The following is a 16,077-nucleotide window of genomic DNA, read 5'->3' as shown; positions in this document are numbered from 1 at the left end:
AAAATAGCTGATGAGAAAGGGGTCACAAGTCATGGCATATCAGGCGTTATATCGGACATGGCGTCCACAAAAATTTAGCGATATGATTGGTCAGGAAATCGTGACCAAGACTTTAAAAAATGCCATTATTACTGGACAAATAACTCATGCTTATTTGTTCAATGGCCCTAGGGGAACGGGTAAAACCTCAGCGGCCAAGATTTTTGCGAAGGCGATTAATTGTTTACACCCCGTGGATGGTGAACCAGATGGTACTTGTGAAATTTGTCAGGCGGCTGATAATGGTACACTTGGCGACATTATTGAACTGGATGCGGCATCAAATAATGGTGTCGATGAGATTCGTGAAATTCGTGAAGATGTGACTTATGCACCAACACAGGCAAAATATAAAGTATATATTATCGATGAGGTGCACATGCTGTCGACCGGTGCCTTTAATGCCTTGTTAAAAACACTGGAAGAGCCACCTGCTAACGTTATTTTTATTTTGGCAACGACTGAGCCACAGAAAATCCCGGCAACTATCATTTCACGTACGCAACGTTTTGATTTTAAGCGAATCAACGCGCAATCAGCGTATGAACGGATGATTTATATCCTGGATCAACGTGGCAATACGTATGATGAAGCGGCGTTGAAAGTGATTGCCAATGCGGCTGACGGGGGGATGCGTGATGCATTAACTATTTTAGATCAGGCCTTATCGTTTGGTGACGGCCATGTGACATTGGAAAATGCCTTGTTAGTCACCGGATCAGTTACCCAGACGTTACTTGGTAAGTACGTTGAAGCCGTCGTTAACCAAAATACCAAGCAAGGGTTAGCAAAGTTGTCTGAAGTTTTGGATGAAGGTAAAGACGCCAATCGTTTTGTGGAAGATTTGATTAGTTATGCGCGTGATTTATTGCTGTATACTGAAGCGCCTGAGTTGGTGACGCTGGTACCAGATGAGACGTTTACGCAGTTAGCAAAAACGCAATCGGCAAATATCTGGTACAACATGATTGATACGCTGAATAATACACAGCAACAATTACGATTTACGAACCGGCCTGCTATTTATCTTGAAGTGTTGACTGTTAAATTGAGTCAACCGGTTGGTCAAGGTCAAGGCCAAGCTGTTCCGTCAGCTTCGCCAACAGTCGATCACACTGCTGCGGCTGTGGAACCAGACCGTCAGTCATCGAAGCAACAACCAACACCTAGTTCAGCAGCTGAACCAGCACAATCAGTGGCTCTTGATCAGGAAGGTTCTCAGCCAGCGCCAGAATCAGCACTAATGACTAGCCAAAAGACACGAGTTGCACCACATGTTAGTGAAGACCAAGCGGCAGTGTTTAGCGTTTTGTCTGAAGCTACTCGCGGCGATTTAGATCGGGTAACAGCGATTTGGGGTGACATGATTAATATGTTGCCAGTGCCTGAGCAGGCGATGCTAAATGTTTCACGCCCTATTGCAGCATCAAGTAATGGTCTAGTTGTTGCCTTTGATTTTGATGTCATTCGGGTCAATGCGATGCGTAAGGCTGATTTATTGCAGACAATGGTCACACAAATTCGTGAATTAACACAAGCACAGCATGAGCGTCAGTTAGTCTTTATTACAACGGAAAGTTGGCCGGTATTACGTTCAAAGTTTGTTGCGCAATTGCCAAAGCATAAGCAACAAACGCCAGCAGTTAATCCAGATGTTGAAGAAGCGGATACGACAGAAGATAACCTAGTAACAGAAGCAAAAACAATTTTTGATGCAGGAATTGTCGAAGAAATTGATGATTAAATATAAGAAATGAGGAAATGATAAATGTTCGGTGGACAAAATATGCAACAAATGATGAAGCAAGCTAAGAAGATGCAAAAGCAAATGGAAGATGAGCAAGCTGACATTGCTAAGACTGAATATGTCGGTCATGCACCATCAGATTTAGTTTTAGCGACATTTAACGGTGATCGTGAACTAAAGGATCTACAAATCAAGGAAGAAGTTGTTGATCCAGAAGATGTGGATAGCCTATCAGACATGGTCATTGTTGCCGTAAATGATGCGTTGAAGCAAATTGATCAAGATTCACAAAAGCGTTTGGGACAATTTGCACCAAAGGGTATGTTCTAAAAGGCTGTAGAAAGAAGGCGGACGTATGCAGTATCCAGAGCCGATTGCAAAATTAATTGATAGTTATACAAAATTACCAGGTATTGGCATAAAGACTGCAACACGATTAGCGTTTTATACAATCGACATGCCAGAGGAAGATGTTACTAGTTTTGCGCAATCGTTGATTTCTGCAAAGCGCGATCTACAATTCTGTTCGGTATGTGGTAACTTAACCGAAACGGATCCGTGTGTGATTTGTTCAGATGACAGTCGTGATCAGAGCCAAGTACTAGTGGTTGCCGAAGTGAAAGATTTAATGGCGATTGAAAATACGGGCGAATATCGTGGCTTGTACCATGTCTTACATGGCGTCTTATCACCGCTTGAGGGTAAGGGACCAGATGATATCAATATTGAGACGCTGGTTAACCGCTTGCAAAAAGACGAAACGATTCAAGAAGTGATTGTTGCAACCAATGCTAACGCTGAGGGAGAGGCAACAGCCATGTATCTGTCGCGGTTACTAAAACCGGCAGGAATCAAAGTATCGAGATTAGCGACGGGACTATCAGTTGGTAGTGATATTGATTATGCTGATCAAATTACATTAATTAAGGCGGTTGAAGGGAGGACACAGCTGTGATATTTAAGTTACATAGTAAGCGTCCAAAATTTGACCAACAAGCCTATGATAAACGGTTGTCAGACGCTATCGAGCATGCGAAATACGAGTATGAAAAAGCGCGTAATTCTGAGACAGCTATGTTTGAAAGCGATATTGCCCCACGGATGATTAAAGCAGAGACGGCCAAAGCAAAGCAAAAGTATTTCTTTTTACTACGTGCTGCCCGCCAAAGAGGTATGAAGGGTCATTGGTCAACTGCATTTGTTCATCCTGAGTAATGTAAAAAGATAACAAAGGGTATATAAAATTACTATTTTTTTGGGTAATTTACTAAATAAGGGGTCGAAACTATTTTGTATCGGCTTCTTTTTGGTATAATAAAAAATATAGAATAATTAGAAAGCGGTGAATACATGTCAGGGACATTTATCACATTTGAGGGTCCTGATGGCGCGGGGAAAACATCGGTGCTACGAGCAATCGTGCAAAGGTTGACGCCGTTACTAGGTGATAGGTTAGTTTTAACAAGAGAACCAGGCGGCAAAGATAGCCAAGTTGCTGAAGCGATTCGTGACTTGGTTTTAGATCCTAATTTGCCCAGCATGGACGCTTGGACGGAAGCCTTACTCTATGCAGCGTCACGTCGGCAACATTTAGTTGACACGGTCTTGCCAGCATTAGCAGCTGACAAGGTTGTTGTCAGTGATCGTTACGTCGACAGTTCCATTGCCTATCAAGGTGGTGGTCGTGATTTGGGGATTAAGTCAGTGACAACGATTAATCAGTTTGCCACCAAAGGCGTAATGCCCACAGCAACTGTTTACTTAGATATTCGTCCTGAAGTTGGGCTACAAAGAATTCAGGAAAACCGTCAAGATGAGATCAATCGTTTAGATGTTGAAGCACTATCATTTCATCAACGGGTAACGGATGCTTATCATCAGTTGGCAGCGCAATATCCAGAACGGTTTCTAATTATTAATGCCGAGCAAGACTTGGCTGATGTTATAACAGATACATGGACAGCATTGATGCCAATACTTGGTATGCATGACTAGGAGGTTTCCACATTATGAAGATGATTATCGCAATTGTACAAGACAAGGATGCTAATAAATTAGGTGGCAAGTTTGTGAAGGCAAATGTTCGCGCAACACGACTAGCAACATCCGGTGGTTTCCTTCGCTCTGGAAACACAACTTTTATGATTGGTATTGAAGATGACCGCGTACAAGAGGTATTGGATTTGATCCATGATACATCACATACACGTAAGCAATTTATGACACCAGCAGTTAGTCTTGATGTGTCAATGGAATCAACAGCTGCCACACCAATGGAAGTTCAAGTTGGTGGTGCGACGGTGTTTGTTCAAGATGTTGAACAATTCCACCGCTTCTAAGAGGTGCTCATGAACGCCAAAGAATTAATTACACGCGTTATGGCGTTACAGCCCCAATTGATTGCGCAACTACAAAAGGCGTTAGCAAGTCAACAGCTTGCTCACGCTTTTTTATTTACTGGACCAGCTGGTCGGGGGCAAGAACTGGTTGCGGATTGGCTAGCCATGCGCTTGATGTGTCAACATGTTACGCCTGATGGACAACCTGATGGTACATGTGATCAATGTCAGCGAATTATGCAACATGAACATCCCGATGTCATTGAGGTACAGCCCGATGGTAAAAGTATTAAGGTCGATCAAGTGCGTTTTTTGAAGGATGAATTTACAAAAACGGCTGTAGAAGGTCAACAAAAAATTTTCATTGTTGCAGGCGCTGATACGATGACGACTAGTGCTGCCAATGGTTTATTGAAGTTTATTGAAGAGCCAGCCCAAGGGCAAACAGCTATTTTGATTGCTGAAAATCGGTCGCAAATCTTACCGACAATTATTTCACGAACACAAGTGATTAATTTTTCAGCGGTGAGCGATGAACAGTTTAAAGAAGAATTGTTGGCGATGGGTTATACGGCAAAACAGATCCCCTTGGTACAATCATTAACGGATAGTACAGTTGTTGCTGAAGAATGGTTGACTGACGATTGGTTTGAACATGCCACTCAGGCAACGATTGATTTAGTATCAATGATATTAAAAAATTCCGACCAAGCTTTTACTTTAGTGCAAACGGTTTATGTCCCGTTGGCATTGGATGCGGCACACAATAAGACCTTATTGATGATGTTGGGACAAGCTTGGCGCGATATACTATTGTTAAAAACAGGGGTGCAGGATAGCCGTTTTACAGATGAGTGGGCAAATGCTGCCCAGCACTTTAAAACAGAAACGTTATTGGCTGTCATTAGCATCGTATTAGCAGCTCCACAGCGCTTAGAAAAGAACATTAATTTTCAAACAACATTAGAAGCAACGATACTGGAAAGTCAATTTAAGTTAGCAGGTTTATCATGAAACAACAGAAGAGTTTTGGCAAACAGACGATTGGTACTTTATATCTAGTACCAACACCCATTGGGAATCTTGGAGATATGACCAACCGTTCAATTCAAGTCATGCAAGCGGCGGATGTGATTGCTGCTGAAGATACGCGGCATACACAACAATTGCTGAATCAGTTTGAAATTACAACGAAGCAAATCTCTTTTCACGAACACAATAAAGAAACACGTATCCCGGAATTAGTTGCGCGTCTTCAAGCAGGGGAGAGTATCGCGCAGGTGTCAGATGCGGGGATGCCGTCAATATCAGATCCTGGTCATGAATTGGTGAAAGCCGCTATTTTAGCTGATGTACCAGTCGTGCCTATTCCTGGTGCCAGTGCAGGTATAACAGCATTGATTGCATCTGGCTTGGCACCACAGCCGTTTATGTTCTATGGATTTTTACCACGGAAACCAAAAGAACAATTGCGTGAGCTTGAAACGCTCAAAGCACATCGGGAAACAATGATTTTTTATGAGGCTCCTCACCGTCTAGGTAAGACCTTGCAGTCTATTGAAAAAGCATTTGGTGCTGAGCGACAAGTTGTATTAGCTCGCGAACTTACCAAACGTTATGAAGAGTTTTTGCGCGGAACGGTCGCAGAATTGGTTGCTTGGACAACCAACAATGAGGTGCGTGGTGAATTCGTGGTCCTTGTTGCTGGGAATGATGACGTACTTGAAGCATCAGACGAAGATCCATTAGCTGAACTGTCAGCGGTTGATGCGGTTAAAGAATTGGTAGCGAGTGGTTTGAAACCAACGGCTGCAATTAAAAAGATTGCCAAACAACGGTCACTTGATCGCCAAACACTTTATTTAAAATATCAAGGAGAGAATAAATAATGGCTGTAGAATTCCGTATGCCACATGATGTGGTTTACTATGAAGCAGATGTCACCGGTAAATTGAGTTTGCCAATGATTTATAATTTGGCAATTCTAAGTTCAACGCAACAAGCGATTGATTTAGATATTGGTCCGGAATATACTCATGCCAAGGGATTGGGATGGGTCGTATTACAACAACTCGTCACAATTAAACGGCGACCAAAAGATGGTGAAACCATCACTTTATTTACCAAAGCCAAGCAATTTAATCCTTTCTTTGCTAAACGTGAGTACCGATTAATTGATGCTGACGGTAATGACCTTGTGATTATGAACGGTTTATTTTCAATGATTGATATGAATAAGCGAAAGTTAGCCCGTATTCCAAAGGATATGGCAGAAGCTTATCAGCCAGAACATGTTCGTAAAATTCCACGTGATCCTGAAGTAACACCATTTGATGAAACGCGTGATGCTGATTATGTGCAAGAATATGTGGTCCGGTACTTAGATATTGATTCTAATCATCATGTGAATAATTCTAAATATGCTGAATGGATGAGCGATGTGTTACCGGTCGAATTTTTGACAAGTCATGAGCCAACATCTATGAACATTAAGTATGAGCACGAAGTTTTACCTGGTAATAAAATTAAATCAGAAGTGCAACTTGTTGATAATGTCACAAAGCACCGGATTTGGTTTGGGGATGTGCTTTCAGCTGAAGCCACAATCGAGTGGACGGCAGCCAATAATTAAGCTAAACTAAAAGTAATTAAGACAATAAGGAGAGTTGATATGTCTGTATTAGTATTAGGGGGAGCTGGCTACATTGGTTCTCATATGGTAGCTACGTTACTAGCTGACCATCGTGATGTTGTCGTTGTTGACAATTTGTTAACGGGGCATCGTGCTTCAGTACCTGAGGGGGTGCCATTTTACGAAGTTGATATTCGTGATAAGGCAGCATTGACTGAAGTGTTTGAAAAAGAAAATATTGAGCAAGTTGTTCACTTTGCAGCTTCTTCAATCGTACCAGAGTCTGTTGAAAAGCCATTAAAGTACTTTGATAACAATGTGTACGGTATGATTAACTTACTTGAAGTGATGTTGGACTTTGACGTGAAGCAAATTGTCTTCTCATCAACAGCTGCAACATATGGTGTGGCCAAGGAAAATCCTATTAAGGAAACAACACCACAAAATCCAATCAATCCTTACGGTGAATCAAAGTTACAAATGGAGCACATTATGAAGTGGGCTGATCAAGCTTATGGATTAAAGTGGGTTGCCTTGCGTTACTTTAACGTTGCGGGAGCCAAGGCTGATGGTTCAATTGGTGAAGATCACCCAACTGAGACACATTTGGTACCAATCATTTTGCAAACAGCTTTGGGACAACGTGAGAAGATTATGATGTTTGGTGATGATTACAATACGCCGGATGGATTTAACGTCCGTGACTATGTACATGTGATGGACTTGGCTGATGCGCATGTGTTGGCTTTGGACTACCTGGCTAAAGGTAATGAGTCAAATCAGTTTAACTTGGGATCTGCTAATGGCTTCTCAGTTAAGCAAATGGTTGAGGCTGCGCGTGAAGCAACTGGTCAACCAATTCCTGCTGAAGTTGCTCCTCGTCGTGCTGGTGATCCCGATTCATTGGTTGCTTCATCAGACAAGGCACGGGAAGTCCTTGGTTGGGATCCTAATTATGATGATGTGAAAGAAATTATTAGTACTGCTTGGAACTGGCATCAAACCCATCCAAATGGTTATGGTGATCGGTAAGTAGTAAACAGTAGATCAATGTATGAAGTATCTTGAATCATCGTTCAAGTACAGAGACATTGGTCTTTTTTATTTAAGAAAGGTAGCGGAATGCTGGAGTATTTGACGACACGACGGACGGGTCTGATGTATGCATATACGGTTTGTGTTAGTTTAATGTATTTACTTGTGCTTGGTCAGTCGGAAGAAAAGATGCATATTGGTTTTTTCTTGATTCTGATTTGTTTTTTGCCATTGATGATTATCATGGATCTTGCATTAATTGGCCGAGAAATGTATCGGCGATATAAGACGTATAAGCAGGCACATTCATCTGAACCTTTATATCGTGAAAAATTATTGGATTATGTGACAGATTCATCTGCATGGCAAGTACCAAACTATGTTATTTATTTATTGCCAGTTATTATTATAATTCAATTTATTAGTTTGATTTGGGTAAAACAGTTCTTGGATATTATTCTAGTTTGTGTGGCTATTATCTTAGGGATTTGGTTATTTGTACGGCAATGGCGACAAAAGTGATATGAATTGGTTTGCAACCTAATTCAAACCGCTTTTGTTCACACTCTATAAACGTGCTCCAAAAGGCTGAAGCCTCAATGTAACGAGATGTCACTATTCCTGATCTACGCTGCGCTACGATCAAAAACAGTGCCACCGTCGTTACATACCGGCTTCAAAACACCTTTTGTCACACTCTTGCTTAAACGTGCTCACAAAAGCTGAATTCTCATTGTAAGTCAATTTAGAATAATCCTGTTCTTCGCTTTGCTACGAACAAAATTATCCTAAACAGCCTTACACCCGAATTCAACCCGTTTTTGTTCACACTCTTGCTTGATTAGCAGTGTTGTTCTGTTAAAATTGCGGTAAAATAGGTATTAGTATTTCACAAGTAGAGGAGCTAGTTGATATGAAAACCATTGCTTTTGATACAAGCAATCAACCTTTGAGCGTTGCATTATTTGAAGATGATAATCTGATTGATCAACGTGAAACTAATGTACACCGTAACCACTCAACCCAACTATTACCTTTTATTGATGAGTTGGTAAAGCAAGCCAATTGGACACCACAAGATTTAGACAATGTCATTGTTAGTCAAGGACCAGGTTCATATACTGGGTTACGTATTGCAGTGACAACAGCTAAGACACTTGCCTTCACACTAAATATCTCATTAACAGGTATTTCAAGCTTGGCATTGTTAGCAGCTAATGTGACAGATAGGAATGCCATCATTGTACCTATTATGGATGCTCGCAATCAAAACATCTATGCTGCGCAGTATCAATGGGAGTCAGAACGTCTAGTTGTACGTCAGCCCGATAAACATATGAATATTGATAAACTGCATGCCGCATTAGAAACGATGCAACAACCAATTATTTTTGTTGGTGAGTGGCAACGTTTTGAAGACCAATTACGTGAACTATTCCCAGTAGCAACGTTTGCGCAAGATAACTTGCCACATGCAGCTAATATGATGAGCTTAGTGCAGGACAGTACGAAGTTGACCGATATGGATGATATTCATCAATTTGTGCCAAATTATCATCGCCTATCACAGGCAGAGGCCGATTGGGCGAAGGCACATCCAGAGGATCAAGGTGGGCACGCCTATGTGGAAAAAGTTTAATCAATTAGTTCATTGGTGGGATAAACCTGTATCAGAGGAGATGCGAGAATTTCGACAAAAAATTGTTATTAAAGATTTTGAATTTGATCTAATGCCAGCTAAGCATTCAGATTTAGAAGATATTATGGCGCTTGAGAAAGCTGCCTATAATGATACAATTTTATGGCCGATGTCAGCATTTTCTGAAGAATTACGGCGAACGCGTGATCGGTTATATGTGATTGTACGTCAGCCTGAAACGGGTTCAATGGTGGCACTGATTGGAGCGGCTTTTCGTCCGGGTATCCATGAGGTCCACATTACCAATATTATGGTTACACCACATTGGCAAAGTCGGGGTGTAGGTACCTTTCTAGTAATGTACATGATGACGATTGCACAACAAATTAATTTTCACCGTATTTCCTTAGAAGTGCGTGTATCTAACAAACGGGCACAGCAACTGTATGAACGGTTGGGATTCCAAATTGTCCGGCGAAAAACGCGTTACTATGGCGAAGATGGTGGAGATGCATTTGATATGGCGCAAATACTAGGAAATCAAATAGATAATGAACTTCTTATATAAACATGACATGACCGCCGAGCAGATATATCAGCTCGCTGAAGCAGCATATCCAGCTGGTTCACCATGGCAATTAAAAACTTTTCAACAAGATTTAGAGAACGAGTATTCACATTATGTGGGGATGGTTGCTCATGATCAATTGATTGGCTTTGCCGGTGGCATTTATTTAGATGATGTTTTGGATATTAGCAATGTTGCTATCTTAAAAGAGCAGCAAGGCAAACATCTGGGAGAAATTTTATTGCGTGCTTGGTTTAATGAATTTTTTGATGGTACGAAGGTACTGTTAGAGGTTCGGGCAAGTAATCAAGCAGCGCAGCAGTTGTATCAGCGTTTAGGTTTTAAGACTTACCGTCAACGAAAAGCATATTATAATCACCCTGTGGAGGATGCTGATCTGATGATGTTAGAGCTACCGATACAGGTAAAGGAGTAGAGCATGACAGAAACACGTTATATCATGGCATTTGAGTCAAGTGCTGATGAAACGAGTGTGGCAATAATAAAAAATGGTGATGAAATCGTTAGTTTAGAGACAGCGACACAAATCAAGAGTCATCAAAGGTTTGGGGGGATTGTTCCTGAAGTTGCGAGTCGTCATCATATCGAACAGGTAACTATTTTAGCTGATGCAGCACTGGAAGATGCTCAGTTAACATACAGTGATTTAACCGCTATTGGTGTAACACAGGGGCCTGGATTAGTAGGTGCTTTGTTGATTGGGGTCACAGCCGCAAAAACAATTGCCTGGGCACATCAATTGCCGCTAGTGCCAGTATTACACCTGGCTGGTCATATTAGTGCAGCTAATTTCGTGGCACCTATTCAATATCCTGCACTTGCGTTGATGGTATCTGGTGGTCATACAGAGTTGGTTTTGATGCGCGAAGAGTACGATTACGTTGTTATTGGCGATACACGTGATGATGCTGCTGGTGAAAGTTATGACAAGGTTGGCCGGACAATGGGGCTAAAATACCCAGCTGGTAAGACTTTGGATAACATGGCTCATCGAGGTAAGCCTAACTATAAGTTGCCACGTGCCCTGATTGATGACGGTGCTTATGACTTTTCTTTCTCAGGGCTAAAAAGTGCGGTCATTAATTTGATGCATAACGCTGACCAACGTGGTGAAACTGTTAATCATGATGATTTAGCAGTTTCTTTCCAGGAAGCAGTGGTTGATGTGCTAGTAAGTAAAACCTCGCAGGCGTTAGACCACTATCAGGTAAAGTCATTCATTGTTGCTGGGGGGGTCGCAGCTAACCGTGGTTTGCGAGATGCGTTGACCGAAATGATGGCACAACGATCAAACATTGCATTTATTCCGGTACCTATTAAACTAGCTGGTGATAATGCAGCGATGATTGGTGCAGCTGTTGATATTGCTTACCGTCATGGTAAACGTGGCGATTGGACGTTAAATGCCAATCCTGCGCTTGAGTTTGAATATGAAGATGACTAAATAATAAAAAACGACGTTCAGCCAATTGACTGAGCGTCGTTTTGTGTAAATAATTACTTTTCTACTATATAATAGTCTTTAATTTGCGCGTTCTAATAGTGCTTCGCTAATGGCCACTAACGTATCCTTTGATTCACCCTCTGGCAATTGCGATAAGTAATCCAATGCTTTTTCAGTGTATTCGCTGGCTAGGTCGGTTGCTTCATCAACCGCACCAGAAGCAATAACCATATCACGTAATTGGATAGCCTCTTCATTGGTGATGCTTTCTTTTTTTGCCAAAAGCTTTTGAATCTCAGGTTTATTTTGCATGGCAATGATCAATGGGGCAGAATAGACTCCTTCGCGAACATCTTGTAGAGTTGGTTTGCCTAAGTCTTTTGTGGTTGATTGGTAATCTAAAATATCATCTAAAATTTGAAAAGCCATGCCAACATTGTAGGCAAAGTCGGTCACTAAGTTGACGAACTCTTCAGGAGCGTCACCATTTGTCGCACCTAATTGCGCAGAAAGTACAAACAAAGCGGCTGTCTTACCAGCGATTTGTTCTTTATAGTCGGCTAATGTCATATGACGATCATAATGATTAGTACGCTGGGTAAGCTCGCCAGTTAAAATGTTTTCTAGTAATTTCGTTGACTGACGAACAACTGTCATGTCGTCAGTATGAAAGGCTAGTGTTTTGAAGGTCGCAGCAAACAGGTAGTCACCAGCGTATGCTGCGATATCTTTGCCGAATTTTGATTGTATGCTCGGCGCATGGCGTCGCTCTGGTGAATCATCGATAATATCATCGTGGACAAGCGTTGCCGTGTGGAGCATTTCAATTGAGGCAGCAATATGTTTTAGTTTTGAAGCATTACCGGGGTAGAATTGCCCAATAATAATTACGAACGCTGGACGCAACATTTTGCCGCCAGCACGGAACATATCCAATAATGCTTTCTCAACTTCTTTATCATTTGCCTTTAATGAGTCCTGGATAATAAATAACACATCTTGGAGTTCTTTTTGAACTGATGGAAATCTTTCCCACATTTCGTGGATTTGCGTAAGTGATTGTTTCATTAATTTGGAATTCCTTAAATCTACTATATTGTGTAACATCAATTGACATAACGTCTTTTAAACTATCATCTATTATATATGAAAAAAAGCGAATCGACAGACGAATTTTAATCTCTTAAATTGTCAATCCAAGTGGAACACCTGTGATAAATAATACTCATTAGCCGACCGCCAGCCGAAGAGCTTACGTGGTCGGCTATTTATTTGCTTTACCATTAATTCAATGTAGTCATCTGAATAATTTTCCATCGCTATTCCTTTTGGAATATATTCCCTAACTAAGCCATTCGTATTTTCATTTGTTCCTCGTTGCCATGGCGCATGCGGATCAGGAAAATAAAATGCAACGTCAAATTCATCTGAAATCCGTTTGTTTGCGCCGAATTCTTTTCCACGATCAGGGGTAACCGTTTTAATTTCCTTACTTGAAGTCTGCAAAAAAATATGTTCGATAACATCCATGACATCTTGCGTCCGTTTTGATGCAGCTTTATGTGCTTTTAAAATTCTAGTTTTACGATCCGTCAGAGTAACTAGCACTTGCCCGCCAGTCTTTCCAACGATTGTGTCTAGTTCCCAGTCGCCGATACGCAGACGTTCATCTGCCTCGACTGGGCGTTCATGAATAGTGTGCGGGATAGGCAATTGACCGCGACGGTCAAGAAATCCACTGTGTTTTCTGGTTTTCCCACGATGCCGCAATTGACGTGCTATTCCGCGAGTACCGTGATTTTTCTTGATCATTAAATTGTCTCGATAGATACCTCTATAGATTGTGTTATAACTGATAACTTTGTATCCTGCATCCACAGACAACCTCCCAGCAATTTGTTCTGGTGACCAGTGCTTTTCTTGAATATCATTAATTATTTCCAGACGCAGCGACTCGTCATCTAGCTTTCGCTTACGGCGTGAATTTTTCCGATTACGAATATAGGCTGCATGAGCCTTCTCGGCTTGATAATTGATAACTGTGCATCGATGAATTTCTCTAGATATCGTTGAGATAGAACGGTCTAACTTCAAGGCAATCTGGCGCATTGACAGATGTTCTTGCAGCATTTCTTCTATACGTCCGCGATCAAATGCGGTAAGCTGTGTGTAATGATTCATTGCGAAACCTCGTATTCTGTATGTTCTAGACAAACTACATTCTACGCTGGTTCGCAATGAATCAGTTTTTATTTATCTTTGTGTTCCACTTCAAGTGTAAATTCGCCCTATAAAAAATAATTAACAATCTTGAGAGTTTATATTGGTATTTGGTTTTTAAATTGTGTATGATAAACATCGTTGTGATACGAAAAGCAGATAAAAAATTGTTTGAAAAAAATAAACAAAATGCTTGCGTATCAAGCATGACTGCTGTATCATGATCAAGTACGCGAAATGTGGGACACACGAAGAGGTGTCTCGCATATTAGTGTGCCATTGACGAGCAATGATGTGGGAGGTTGCGACACACCCGGCAGCATTGCCACGAGGCCCATTGCCATGGAGCCTTGTGGGGCGTGTCGGTAGTTTCCACGGAGTTAGTTTCATATTCCAATATGGACGAAGGGAGAATTTATATCATGGCAAATAAGAAAATTCGTATCCGTTTAAAGGCTTACGAGCACAAGATCTTGGATTCATCAGCTGAAAAGATCGTTGAAACGGCAAAGCGTACAGGTGCTGAAATTTCAGGTCCTATTCCATTGCCAACGGAACGCACGGTCTACACAGTTTTGAGTTCACCTCACAAGCACAAAGATGCACGTGAGCAATTCGAATTGCGTACTCACAAGCGTTTGATCGACATCATGAGCCCAACTGCTAAGACAGTCGACGCATTGTCAAAGTTGGAATTGCCAAGTGGTGTTGATATCGAAATTAAGTTGTAATTCTTATAGCTTAGATTATAGATAATCAATTTGCCTGGTTATGCATTTAACTAACCAAAAATATTAGATTTACTATTTGAAAAGGAGATAGTCATGACTACTAAGGGTATCTTAGGCCGCAAAGTCGGCATGACTCAGGTATTTACTGAGACTGGTGAACTTATCCCTGTAACAGTTGTTGAAGCTACGCCAAACGTTGTTCTTCAAGTTAAGACTTTGGAAAATGATGGTTACAACGCACTTCAATTGGGTTACCAAGATAAGCGCCAAGTTTTGAGCAACAAACCTGAGCAAGGTCACGTTGCCAAAGCAAACACGACCCCTAAGCGCTACATTCGTGAAATCCGCGATGCTGAGGGAGAATTCAATGTTGGGGATGAAGTTAAGGTTGATATCTTCGCCGCTGGTGAAGCTGTTGACGTAACTGGAATTACGAAGGGTCATGGTTACCAAGGTAACATCAAGAAGGATGGCCAAGCTCGTGGACCTATGGCTCACGGTTCTCGTTATCACCGTCGTCCTGGTTCATTGGGTGCCATTATTAACCGCGTCTTCAAGGGTAAGAAGTTGCCTGGACGCATGGGTAACCGTAAGCGTACTGTACAAAACTTGCAAGTTGTTCGCGTTGATGTAGAAAACAACGTGATCTTGGTTAAGGGTAATGTTCCTGGTGCCAACAAGTCACTTGTTACTGTTAAGTACTCAAAAAAAGCTAAGTAATAAGGACGAAGGGAGGAAATAATCATGACTAAGGTTGCTTTGTTTAAGCAAGATGGTTCAAATGCCGGTGATATTGAATTAAACGATTCAGTATTTGGTGTAGAGCCAAACAACAATGTCATTACGGATGCCGTATTGATGCAACGCGCTTCAATGCGTCAAGGTACACATGCTGTAAAGAACCGTTCTGCGGTTTCTGGTGGTGGAAAGAAGCCTTGGCGTCAAAAGGGTACAGGTCGTGCCCGTCAAGGTTCAATCCGTTCACCACAATGGCGTGGCGGTGGAATTGTCTTCGGACCTACACCACGTTCATATGCCTACAAGATGCCTAAGAAGGCTTACCGTTTGGCATTGAAGTCAGTGTTGTCACAAAAGGTTTTGGATTCTTCATTGGTTGTTGTTGATGCATTGTCATTCGACGCACCAAAGACTAAGGAATTTAAGGCAGTTTTGAACAACTTAAACGTAAATGAAAAGACGTTGGTTGTCTTGGACGATGATAATGCTAATGCAGCACTAGCAGCACGTAACTTAGAAAACGTGACTGTTATGACTGCTAAGGGTGTTAACGTGCTTGACGTAATCAACAACGATAAGTTGGTTGTAGTTCAATCAGCTTTGGCACAAGTTGAGGAGGTTTTGGCATAATGGACGCACGCGATATCATTTTGCGCCCGGTCATCACTGAACAAACGATGAGCGTTTTGGATGAAAAGCGTTACACGTTTGAAGTTGATGTTCGCGCCACTAAGCCACAAGTTAAGCGTGCTGTTGAAGAAGTTTTCGACGTTAAAGTTGAAAAGATCAACACCGCTAACGTACGTGGTAAGTTGAAGCGTCAAGGACGCTTTGCTGGTTACACTAAGAAGCGTAAGAAGGCAACTGTTACGTTGTCTGAAGCTTCAAAGGACATTCAATTGTTCAACGAAAACTAATTAGGAG

At 41.6% G+C, this 16,077-nt stretch carries 21 protein-coding genes; 19 read left to right on the top strand and 2 right to left on the bottom strand.

Features of this window, described 5'->3' with window-relative positions:
* The first annotated feature begins 31 nt into the window (after nt 1–31).
* From dnaX to tsaD, 15 genes are all read left to right on the top strand, one after another.
* The gene (gene dnaX, locus FOL01_RS09130; protein ID WP_075270338.1) at nt 32–1,783 is read left to right on the top strand and encodes a DNA polymerase III subunit gamma/tau; all 1,752 of its coding nucleotides are present in this window, start codon (nt 32–34) and stop codon (nt 1,781–1,783) included.
* 24 nt (nt 1,784–1,807) lie between these two features.
* Nucleotides 1,808–2,116 carry a YbaB/EbfC family nucleoid-associated protein gene (locus FOL01_RS09125; protein ID WP_075270337.1) on the top strand — a complete coding sequence of 103 codons (309 nt, stop codon included), beginning with the start codon at nt 1,808–1,810 and terminating at the stop codon, nt 2,114–2,116.
* 25 nt (nt 2,117–2,141) lie between these two features.
* Nucleotides 2,142–2,741 carry a recombination mediator RecR gene (gene recR / locus FOL01_RS09120; protein WP_075270336.1) on the top strand — a complete coding sequence of 200 codons (600 nt, stop codon included), beginning with the start codon at nt 2,142–2,144 and terminating at the stop codon, nt 2,739–2,741.
* Entirely contained in the window at nt 2,738–3,001 is a 264-nt protein-coding gene (locus FOL01_RS09115; protein ID WP_115471016.1) for a YaaL family protein, read from the top strand. Before recR ends, FOL01_RS09115 begins: the two co-directional genes overlap by 4 nt.
* A 135-nt stretch (nt 3,002–3,136) precedes the next feature.
* Nucleotides 3,137–3,781, top strand: coding sequence for a dTMP kinase (gene tmk, locus FOL01_RS09110; protein WP_075270335.1), 645 nt, complete (start codon nt 3,137–3,139; stop codon nt 3,779–3,781).
* 14 nt (nt 3,782–3,795) lie between these two features.
* On the top strand, nt 3,796–4,125 hold the full coding sequence (locus FOL01_RS09105) for a cyclic di-AMP receptor DarA (RefSeq protein WP_002828002.1): 330 nt from the start codon (nt 3,796–3,798) through the stop codon (nt 4,123–4,125).
* A 9-nt stretch (nt 4,126–4,134) separates the two neighbouring features.
* On the top strand, nt 4,135–5,139 hold the full coding sequence (holB, locus tag FOL01_RS09100; protein WP_075270334.1) for a DNA polymerase III subunit delta': 1,005 nt from the start codon (nt 4,135–4,137) through the stop codon (nt 5,137–5,139).
* A complete protein-coding gene (gene rsmI / locus FOL01_RS09095) occupies nt 5,136–6,014 on the top strand; it encodes a 16S rRNA (cytidine(1402)-2'-O)-methyltransferase (protein WP_075270333.1) in 879 nt (292 codons plus the stop codon). Before holB ends, rsmI begins: the two co-directional genes overlap by 4 nt.
* Nucleotides 6,014–6,757, top strand: coding sequence for an acyl-[acyl-carrier-protein] thioesterase (locus FOL01_RS09090; RefSeq protein ID WP_075270332.1), 744 nt, complete (start codon nt 6,014–6,016; stop codon nt 6,755–6,757). The genes rsmI and FOL01_RS09090 overlap by 1 nt, the downstream gene beginning before the upstream one ends.
* Before the next feature lie 39 nt (nt 6,758–6,796).
* Nucleotides 6,797–7,789 (top strand): UDP-glucose 4-epimerase GalE, encoded by a 993-nt coding sequence (galE, locus tag FOL01_RS09085; RefSeq protein ID WP_075270331.1) that lies wholly within the window; start codon nt 6,797–6,799, stop codon nt 7,787–7,789.
* Nucleotides 7,790–7,879: 90 nt separating this feature from the next.
* Complete coding sequence (locus tag FOL01_RS09080; protein ID WP_075270330.1) at nt 7,880–8,314, top strand: hypothetical protein; 435 nt, start codon at nt 7,880–7,882, stop codon at nt 8,312–8,314.
* 391 nt (nt 8,315–8,705) lie between these two features.
* On the top strand, nt 8,706–9,431 hold the full coding sequence (gene tsaB, locus FOL01_RS09075; protein WP_075270329.1) for a tRNA (adenosine(37)-N6)-threonylcarbamoyltransferase complex dimerization subunit type 1 TsaB: 726 nt from the start codon (nt 8,706–8,708) through the stop codon (nt 9,429–9,431).
* Nucleotides 9,415–9,999, top strand: a complete 585-nt coding sequence (gene rimI / locus FOL01_RS09070; RefSeq protein ID WP_075270328.1) for a ribosomal protein S18-alanine N-acetyltransferase — start codon at nt 9,415–9,417, stop codon at nt 9,997–9,999. The genes tsaB and rimI (FOL01_RS09070) overlap by 17 nt, the downstream gene beginning before the upstream one ends.
* Nucleotides 9,983–10,435 carry a ribosomal protein S18-alanine N-acetyltransferase gene (gene rimI, locus FOL01_RS09065; protein ID WP_075270327.1) on the top strand — a complete coding sequence of 151 codons (453 nt, stop codon included), beginning with the start codon at nt 9,983–9,985 and terminating at the stop codon, nt 10,433–10,435. Before rimI (FOL01_RS09070) ends, rimI (FOL01_RS09065) begins: the two co-directional genes overlap by 17 nt.
* A 3-nt stretch (nt 10,436–10,438) precedes the next feature.
* Nucleotides 10,439–11,464, top strand: coding sequence for a tRNA (adenosine(37)-N6)-threonylcarbamoyltransferase complex transferase subunit TsaD (gene tsaD / locus FOL01_RS09060; RefSeq protein WP_075270326.1), 1,026 nt, complete (start codon nt 10,439–10,441; stop codon nt 11,462–11,464).
* Nucleotides 11,465–11,542: 78 nt separating this feature from the next.
* Here tsaD and FOL01_RS09055 read toward each other — a convergent pair whose 3' ends face one another.
* Both FOL01_RS09055 and FOL01_RS09050 read right to left on the bottom strand, forming a co-directional pair.
* Nucleotides 11,543–12,532, bottom strand: a complete 990-nt coding sequence (locus FOL01_RS09055) for a polyprenyl synthetase family protein (RefSeq protein ID WP_075270325.1) — start codon at nt 12,530–12,532, stop codon at nt 11,543–11,545.
* 123 nt (nt 12,533–12,655) lie between these two features.
* A complete protein-coding gene (locus FOL01_RS09050; RefSeq protein WP_075270324.1) occupies nt 12,656–13,645 on the bottom strand; it encodes an IS30 family transposase in 990 nt (329 codons plus the stop codon).
* Between the two features lie 461 nt (nt 13,646–14,106).
* On the opposite strand from FOL01_RS09050, the gene rpsJ reads away from it, so the two are divergent.
* The 4 genes from rpsJ (at nt 14,107) to rplW (ending at nt 16,070) form a co-directional block, all read left to right on the top strand.
* Nucleotides 14,107–14,415 carry a 30S ribosomal protein S10 gene (gene rpsJ, locus FOL01_RS09045; protein ID WP_075270323.1) on the top strand — a complete coding sequence of 103 codons (309 nt, stop codon included), beginning with the start codon at nt 14,107–14,109 and terminating at the stop codon, nt 14,413–14,415.
* Nucleotides 14,416–14,508: 93 nt separating this feature from the next.
* Complete coding sequence (gene rplC, locus FOL01_RS09040; RefSeq protein WP_075270322.1) at nt 14,509–15,135, top strand: 50S ribosomal protein L3; 627 nt, start codon at nt 14,509–14,511, stop codon at nt 15,133–15,135.
* A gap of 24 nt (nt 15,136–15,159) precedes the next feature.
* A complete protein-coding gene (gene rplD / locus FOL01_RS09035) occupies nt 15,160–15,783 on the top strand; it encodes a 50S ribosomal protein L4 (protein ID WP_075270321.1) in 624 nt (207 codons plus the stop codon).
* Nucleotides 15,783–16,070 carry a 50S ribosomal protein L23 gene (rplW, locus tag FOL01_RS09030; RefSeq protein WP_075270320.1) on the top strand — a complete coding sequence of 96 codons (288 nt, stop codon included), beginning with the start codon at nt 15,783–15,785 and terminating at the stop codon, nt 16,068–16,070. The genes rplD and rplW overlap by 1 nt, the downstream gene beginning before the upstream one ends.
* Nucleotides 16,071–16,077: the final 7 nt, after the last annotated feature.

Source organism: Weissella thailandensis, assembly GCF_001932615.1.
Taxonomy (GTDB): Bacteria; Bacillota; Bacilli; order Lactobacillales; family Lactobacillaceae; genus Weissella; species Weissella thailandensis.
This window is presented reverse-complemented; position numbering and strand designations above follow the sequence as displayed.

Coding starts and splice junctions, on each gene's coding strand:
- dnaX (WP_075270338.1), top strand. CDS start 32: ATGGCATATCAGGCGTTATATCGGACATGGCGTCCACAAAAATTTAGC.
- FOL01_RS09125 (WP_075270337.1), top strand. CDS start 1,808: ATGTTCGGTGGACAAAATATGCAACAAATGATGAAGCAAGCTAAGAAG.
- recR (WP_075270336.1), top strand. CDS start 2,142: ATGCAGTATCCAGAGCCGATTGCAAAATTAATTGATAGTTATACAAAA.
- tmk (WP_075270335.1), top strand. CDS start 3,137: ATGTCAGGGACATTTATCACATTTGAGGGTCCTGATGGCGCGGGGAAA.
- FOL01_RS09105 (WP_002828002.1), top strand. CDS start 3,796: ATGAAGATGATTATCGCAATTGTACAAGACAAGGATGCTAATAAATTA.
- holB (WP_075270334.1), top strand. CDS start 4,135: ATGAACGCCAAAGAATTAATTACACGCGTTATGGCGTTACAGCCCCAA.
- rsmI (WP_075270333.1), top strand. CDS start 5,136: ATGAAACAACAGAAGAGTTTTGGCAAACAGACGATTGGTACTTTATAT.
- FOL01_RS09090 (WP_075270332.1), top strand. CDS start 6,014: ATGGCTGTAGAATTCCGTATGCCACATGATGTGGTTTACTATGAAGCA.
- galE (WP_075270331.1), top strand. CDS start 6,797: ATGTCTGTATTAGTATTAGGGGGAGCTGGCTACATTGGTTCTCATATG.
- FOL01_RS09080 (WP_075270330.1), top strand. CDS start 7,880: ATGCTGGAGTATTTGACGACACGACGGACGGGTCTGATGTATGCATAT.
- tsaB (WP_075270329.1), top strand. CDS start 8,706: ATGAAAACCATTGCTTTTGATACAAGCAATCAACCTTTGAGCGTTGCA.
- rimI (WP_075270328.1), top strand. CDS start 9,415: ATGTGGAAAAAGTTTAATCAATTAGTTCATTGGTGGGATAAACCTGTA.
- rimI (WP_075270327.1), top strand. CDS start 9,983: ATGAACTTCTTATATAAACATGACATGACCGCCGAGCAGATATATCAG.
- tsaD (WP_075270326.1), top strand. CDS start 10,439: ATGACAGAAACACGTTATATCATGGCATTTGAGTCAAGTGCTGATGAA.
- FOL01_RS09055 (WP_075270325.1), bottom strand. CDS start 12,532: ATGAAACAATCACTTACGCAAATCCACGAAATGTGGGAAAGATTTCCA.
- FOL01_RS09050 (WP_075270324.1), bottom strand. CDS start 13,645: ATGAATCATTACACACAGCTTACCGCATTTGATCGCGGACGTATAGAA.
- rpsJ (WP_075270323.1), top strand. CDS start 14,107: ATGGCAAATAAGAAAATTCGTATCCGTTTAAAGGCTTACGAGCACAAG.
- rplC (WP_075270322.1), top strand. CDS start 14,509: ATGACTACTAAGGGTATCTTAGGCCGCAAAGTCGGCATGACTCAGGTA.
- rplD (WP_075270321.1), top strand. CDS start 15,160: ATGACTAAGGTTGCTTTGTTTAAGCAAGATGGTTCAAATGCCGGTGAT.
- rplW (WP_075270320.1), top strand. CDS start 15,783: ATGGACGCACGCGATATCATTTTGCGCCCGGTCATCACTGAACAAACG.